Source organism: Lactobacillus sp. HMSC08B12 (assembly GCF_001808415.1).
Lineage (GTDB): Bacteria > Bacillota > Bacilli > Lactobacillales > Lactobacillaceae > Lactobacillus > Lactobacillus delbrueckii.
The window spans coordinates 1-5,537 of sequence record NZ_KV793147.1 but is presented as its reverse complement, the minus strand read 5'-3'; the positions used below and the strand labels follow the sequence as shown (position 1 = coordinate 5,537).

At 50.4% G+C, this 5,537-nt stretch carries 5 protein-coding genes, 1 pseudogene and 1 riboswitch; of the genes and pseudogenes, 5 read left to right on the top strand and 1 reads right to left on the bottom strand.

Translation table 11 applies throughout. The features are described from left to right. The first annotated feature begins 106 nt into the window (after positions 1 to 106). Positions 107 to 225: riboswitch (FMN riboswitch) on the top strand. Positions 226 to 343: 118 nt separating this feature from the next. Genes ribD through ribH form a run of 4 tightly spaced genes read left to right on the top strand, consistent with a single transcriptional unit; the run spans position 344 to position 3,683 of the window. Then, positions 344 to 1,399, top strand: coding sequence for a bifunctional diaminohydroxyphosphoribosylaminopyrimidine deaminase/5-amino-6-(5-phosphoribosylamino)uracil reductase RibD (gene ribD, locus HMPREF3168_RS04590; RefSeq protein ID WP_070488685.1), 1,056 nt, complete (start codon positions 344 to 346; stop codon positions 1,397 to 1,399). Beyond that, on the top strand, positions 1,392 to 2,006 hold the full coding sequence (locus HMPREF3168_RS04585; RefSeq protein WP_070488683.1) for a riboflavin synthase: 615 nt from the start codon (positions 1,392 to 1,394) through the stop codon (positions 2,004 to 2,006). Before ribD ends, HMPREF3168_RS04585 begins: the two co-directional genes overlap by 8 nt. 19 nt (positions 2,007 to 2,025) lie before the next feature. After that, positions 2,026 to 3,204: a bifunctional 3,4-dihydroxy-2-butanone-4-phosphate synthase/GTP cyclohydrolase II gene (locus HMPREF3168_RS04580; RefSeq protein ID WP_070488681.1), complete on the top strand. Its 1,179-nt coding sequence runs from the start codon at positions 2,026 to 2,028 to the stop codon at positions 3,202 to 3,204. A 14-nt stretch (positions 3,205 to 3,218) separates the two neighbouring features. Then, on the top strand, positions 3,219 to 3,683 hold the full coding sequence (gene ribH, locus HMPREF3168_RS04575) for a 6,7-dimethyl-8-ribityllumazine synthase (protein ID WP_003614176.1): 465 nt from the start codon (positions 3,219 to 3,221) through the stop codon (positions 3,681 to 3,683). A 385-nt stretch (positions 3,684 to 4,068) separates the two neighbouring features. On the opposite strand, the gene HMPREF3168_RS04570 is transcribed toward ribH, so the two are convergent. After that, positions 4,069 to 4,956, bottom strand: coding sequence for a LysR family transcriptional regulator (locus tag HMPREF3168_RS04570; RefSeq protein WP_070488687.1), 888 nt, complete (start codon positions 4,954 to 4,956; stop codon positions 4,069 to 4,071). Between the two features lie 68 nt (positions 4,957 to 5,024). On the opposite strand from HMPREF3168_RS04570, the pseudogene HMPREF3168_RS04565 reads away from it, so the two are divergent. Then, positions 5,025 to 5,276 (top strand): annotated as a pseudogene (locus HMPREF3168_RS04565) (anion permease); the annotation flags it as partial. Positions 5,277 to 5,537 lie beyond the last annotated feature (261 nt).

Sequence of the window (5,537 nt, the reverse complement as noted above, 5' to 3'; positions counted from 1 at the left end):
AAGCCCACTTTTGTAAGTGGGAAGTTTAAAGAGTAAGATAAAAAAGATCTTCTTCCTGCTTGACAGGGCTTTCAATAACAGGTAACATAAGAAACGTGAATTGAATAATGTTCTTCGGGGCAGGGTGAAATTCCCGACCGGCGGTAAAGTCCGCGACCCGCGATATGCGGTTGAATCCCAAGTGAGGGTACCGATAGTTAAAGTCTAGATGGGAGACAGAACGATACAATTTTTGTCATGTCGTATCGCTTATTTGGCGATGCTACTATTTAATTTTGATATCGATCATTAGGCCTCGAGGATTTCCTCGGGGCTTTTTTCGTGCAATGAAAGGAGTGATTGGATGGCATCAGATGAAGAATACATGCGTCTGGCGCTTGCCGCGGCCCGTAAGGCTGGCAATGCTACCTGGCGCAACCCAAGAGTCGGCAGCTGCCTGGTCAAGGACGGCAAAGTCCTGGCGACTGGTTTCCACCAGCACTACGGCGGTTTCCATGCTGAACGTGATACCATCTCCAAATTGACTCCGGAACAATTATCCAATTCCACTATTTACGTGACTTTAGAGCCTTGCTGCCATTACGGCAAGCAGCCGCCTTGCACCCAGCTGATTATTGACAGCGGGATCAAGCGGGTGGTGGTCGGGGCAACCGATCCCCACTCTCTTGTAACGGGCAAGGGTATCGCTGCTTTGCGGCAGGCAGGCCTTGAAGTAAGCACTGGTCTTTTAGCAAAAGAAGCAAGTCAGCTGAATGACCACTACAACTACTTTTGCCAAACAGGTCTGCCTTACGTGACTTTGAAACAGGCCATGACCCTGGACCACATGCTGGCGAAAAAGGGTGAGCGGACCGCGATTACCGGGGCTGAGGCCTGGACCCGGGTCCACCAGGAACGGGCTGGTTACCAGGCTGTCTTGATCGGGTCAGAAACGGCGATCATCGACGATCCTTTGCTTTTGACCAGCGAGGACCTGGTTCACCCGCCAGTCAGAGTTGTACTGGACCGGCGGGGCCGGCTGCTTGAGCACTTGGATTTACGCTTATTTTCCGACAAGCGGGCTAAGACCTGGATTTTGACGGAAAATCCGGCTTTCTTGGAGCAGGATATGCCAAAGCAGGTAAAAATTTTTGCCCTGCCGGATGGAAAAATCTCGACCAGCATAAAAATTCTGGCTGACCAAGGCGTGCAGAGCGTTTACGCTGAAGGCGGCGCACATTTGCAAGAGAGCCTACTGGCAGCGGGCCTGGTCAATGACGTGATCAGCTATGTCGCTCCCCGCTTTTTGGGCCGGGGGACTGAAGCAGCCGTAGCCGCGGAAGCACTGGACTTGAAAGATGTCCAAACTGAGCAAGTTGGCGACGATGTAAGAATCTATGGGAGGATCAAGGATGTTTAGTGGTTTGGTAAGCGGCAAGGCGCGGATTCAGCGCCTGGAGCAGGAAGGCAAGACGATCGTTTTGACGGTCAAAACATTCCCGGAAAACCTGGCCGGGGTAAAAATCGGTGACTCGATCGCCATCAATGGCTGCTGCCTGACGGTGGAGGCTTTTTCCAAAGACAGCTTTACGGTAACCATGATGCCGCAGACTTTTGCCAAGACGACTTTTAAAAATCTGCAGGCTGGCGACCAAGTGAACATGGAACGCAGCGTGCCAGTAGGTGGCCGCTTTGAAGGGCATATCGTCAGCGGGCATGTTGATGAGACGGTAGAAGTTGTTGACTTGAAGCAAAACGAAAATGCCTTAGAGCTCCGCTTTTTCCTGCCGGACCGCTTGAAAAAGCAGGTCGTCCCGCAAGGGTCAGTGGCCATCAACGGGACCAGCTTGACGGTGATGAACACTGGTGATGACTGGTTCTCAGTTGGCTTGATCCCCCACACCCAGGATGAAACGAATTTATCTGGCCTGCAAGTTGGCGACCAGGTCAACCTGGAGACTGACGTGCTGGGCAAGTACGTGGAAGCCAATCTGGCTGCTTTTTTAAAAAATGAATTGGACAAGTAGAAAACGCGAGGAAATAAAGATGGATGTCAAAAAGATTCAAGATGCAATTGCCTGGATGAAACAGGGCGGCCTGGTAATCGTGGCCGACGACGAAGACCGGGAAGCCGAAGGGGACATGATTGGTTTGGGCAGCAAGGTTACTCCGGAAAAAATCAACTTCATGACCAAGCATGCCCGGGGCCTGCTCTGCACCAGTATTGGCCGGGAGATCGCGGAAAGACTGGAACTGCCGCAGATGTGGCAGGACAACACGGACCCGTTTGGGACGGCCTTTACCGTCAGCGTTGACTACAAGACGACGACCACGGGGATCTCAGCTTACGACCGGGCAACTACGATCAAGGCTTTGGCCGACCCGGAAGCCAAGCCGGAAGACTTTTTCAAGCCAGGTCACTGCTTCCCGCTGGTCGCTAAAGACGGGGGCGTTTTGGAAAGAAACGGGCACACGGAAGCCTCAGTTACCTTGGCCAGACTGGCTGGTGAAGCGGAAGTGGCCTACATCTGCGAAATTTTGAAGGAAGACGGGCACATGGCCCGCCGGCCGGAACTGGAAGAAATCGCCAAGGAATACGACCTGCCATACTTCACGATCGCGGAATTGCAGGAGTACTGCCGGAGCTTCGCGAGTAGCCGATCAGAATTCGTAAAACTGCCAACTGACTACGGCGATTTTGAAATCAAGGATTACGGCAATGGCAACCTGGTGATTAAGAAAGGCGAAATTGCCAAAAATGAGCCGGTAATGCTGCGGATCCACTCCAAGTGCCTGACCGGGGACGTCTTCGGCTCCAAGCGCTGTGACTGCGGCCACCAGCTCCACCAGGCCATGCGGCGGATTGAAGAAAAGGGGTCCGGGCTTATCCTCTACCTTAACCAAGAAGGACGGGGGATTGGCCTGACTAATAAGCTCCGGGCTTATGCCTTGCAGGACCAAGGTCATGATACTTATGACGCCAACCTGCTTCTGGGCTTTGCTCCAGATGAGCGCAAGTACGACGTGGCCGCCAAAATGATCAAGGATTTGGGGATTAAGCAGGTACAGCTTTTGACCAATAACCCGGACAAGATCAAGCAATTGGAAGAGGCCGGGGTGGAAATTACCGACCGCCTGCCCCTGGAAATGGCGGCAACGGCTGAGGACCGCAGATATCTGGAAACCAAGCGGGACCGCTTTAAGCACATGTTAGTCAGTTTATAGTGAGGAAGAAAAAGATGGCAGTAATTCAAGGTGATTTTAAGCAAGTCCACGGCAAGGTAGCGATCGTGGTGTCCCGCTTTAACGAGCTGGTGACCAAGAGCCTGGCAACCGGCGCGGCCGAGACTTTGCTTAAGTTTGGGATCAAGGAAGAAGATATTGATACTTACTGGGTACCGGGGGCTTTTGAACTGGGCTTCGCGGCTAAAAAGCTGGTTGATTCCGGCAAATACGACGGGATCATGACTTTGGGGGCGGTGATCAAGGGCGAGACCGACCACTACGCGATGATCATCAGCAATGTAACCAGCGCGGTCATGGAATTGAATTTGGCGGGCAAGGTACCGGTGACTTTTGGCATGCTGACGACGGAGAATATCGACCAGGCCTTGCAAAGATCCGGCTTGAAGGTCGGCAACGAGGGGAGCGCGACCGCCCAAAGCCTGCTAGAAATGATGAGCCTGCAGGAAAAAATCGGTTAAGCTCCATAACTTGCAAGCGTTTAACTTTTGTGCTATTATCCTAAGTAGAGAAAGTACTTTCGAATATCGTATCGAACCTTATGGAAAGGGCGTATGCGAATGACAGAAAAGATGGTTGATGAATGAGCCTCTTGAAAGGGCGTATTTGTCGGTTTGCTGTCGGCAAGACCAAGGCTAAGGCAGCAGTCGCGATTTAGCGGGAAAGCCTTCCGCGCAAGGGTGTTCTGTTTGTGCACAGCGACTGGGCCGATCAAAAATGACGACTTGCCAGGCAGTTTGTAATAAAATTGAATATTATTGTGGCATAAGGGGCTTCGTGTTAGTGTTGAGACGCGGGGCCCTTTTCCTGTTAAAAAAGCTGACCAAGTCAGCTTTTTATTTTTCTTTAATTAAGGTCCTGGTGCTCCTTCAAGATCTCCAGATACTGCTTTTGAACCTCATTTGGAATGAAATTCTCGCGGATCCCCAAGCTGGAGTAGCAGTAGCTTCGCTGGCTTGGCACCAAGGGGATGGCTTTGACGCCGGGAACGTTTTCCACGGCAATATCCATCAAGTAGCTGACGCCCATTCCTTGCCGAACTAATTGCAAGGTAGCGTCAATATTGTCGACGATCAGCTTTTTGGTTGGTTGAAAACCAGTCTTAGCAAAGAGCCGGTCAAGGGATGTTCTTGATAAAAAGCGCTTGTGCCGCATGATCAAGGGCGTGTCTTTGATCTGAGCAATGCGGATTTCATCCAGCTGGGCCAGGGGACTGTCTTCAGCAACTACCAAAACATATTGATAGCGCTGCAAGGGGGTAGTCTTGATTCCTGGTAAGGGCTCATCGCCTAATCTGGAGAAGACGATTACGTCAAAGCGTCCCTCCCGCAGATGCTGCTCAAGCAAGTGGGAATTTTCTTCTTTAGTTTCAATATTTGCCAGCATCCGGCCTTGGTTTAAGTGAGTGATCACTGATGCCAGCCAGGCCTTGCCGGCCAGTTCTGAATAGCCTAAGCGGAAGTTATTGGCGTTGGCCCGTTTGACTTCGATCTTAATTGAATTTTCCTCTTTGACTAATTTCTTGGCCCTTTTATATAAGACTTGTCCCGCTGGCGTGATGACCAGGGGAGCCCGGCTGGACTTTTTAAAGACCAGCTGGACCCCGCATTCTTCTTCCAACCTTTTGACCATGGCGCTGATGGCTGGCTGGGTGACCTGATTCTTTTGCGCAGTGGCATGATAGCTTTCGCTTTCCACCAAGTCGATAAAATAACGCAGATCTCTGAATTCCATATAAAAATCCTTTCGCTTATCGTAAAACATAGCTCTAACGTGCTTGTTTATTGATAAATCAGATTTATCATGCTGGTTTTCTTTCAATTGCTTTAGGCGCGGGCGTGCCAAAGATCATGGCCGCTTTGATTCTGGCTTTCTGCGGGTCAATCTTCCTGTCAACTTCGACTTACTCAGCTGGTCCGGCAGCCATGCTGTCCGGTACGGGTTATGTTTCAAACAAGGACTGGTGGAAGCTGAGCGCGATCATCGGTGTGATTTTCAATGTTATTTGGCTGGGCGGCGGTTTGCTGTGGACCAAGTGCATTGGATATTGGTAAAAATGAAGAGTTTGCTGACACTAGAGTGCTTCACTCTAGTGTTTTTTCTTGTTTAAAGCAAAAAAATAAAAAGTTTTACCTTTTTTCTCCCGGCAAAATTACGATAATCCGAACTATTCTTCGCAAAGAAAAAGATTTTCCCCCGTAAGCGAAAACAAAGGCAAAACTATATCAAGCAGCGCTTGTTACAACTCTGCCGGCTGTACCCATGATAAAGCGAATGAAAAGGTGGATTTGACCTTTCAGAAATAACGAGTATAC

What these genes read in the sequence shown, in the direction of transcription:
- ribD (WP_070488685.1), top strand. Translation starts at nt 344, where the DNA reads ATGGCATCAGATGAAGAATACATGCGTCTGGCGCTTGCCGCGGCCCGT.
- HMPREF3168_RS04585 (WP_070488683.1), top strand. Translation starts at nt 1,392, where the DNA reads ATGTTTAGTGGTTTGGTAAGCGGCAAGGCGCGGATTCAGCGCCTGGAG.
- HMPREF3168_RS04580 (WP_070488681.1), top strand. Translation starts at nt 2,026, where the DNA reads ATGGATGTCAAAAAGATTCAAGATGCAATTGCCTGGATGAAACAGGGC.
- ribH (WP_003614176.1), top strand. Translation starts at nt 3,219, where the DNA reads ATGGCAGTAATTCAAGGTGATTTTAAGCAAGTCCACGGCAAGGTAGCG.
- HMPREF3168_RS04570 (WP_070488687.1), bottom strand. Translation starts at nt 4,956, where the DNA reads ATGGAATTCAGAGATCTGCGTTATTTTATCGACTTGGTGGAAAGCGAA.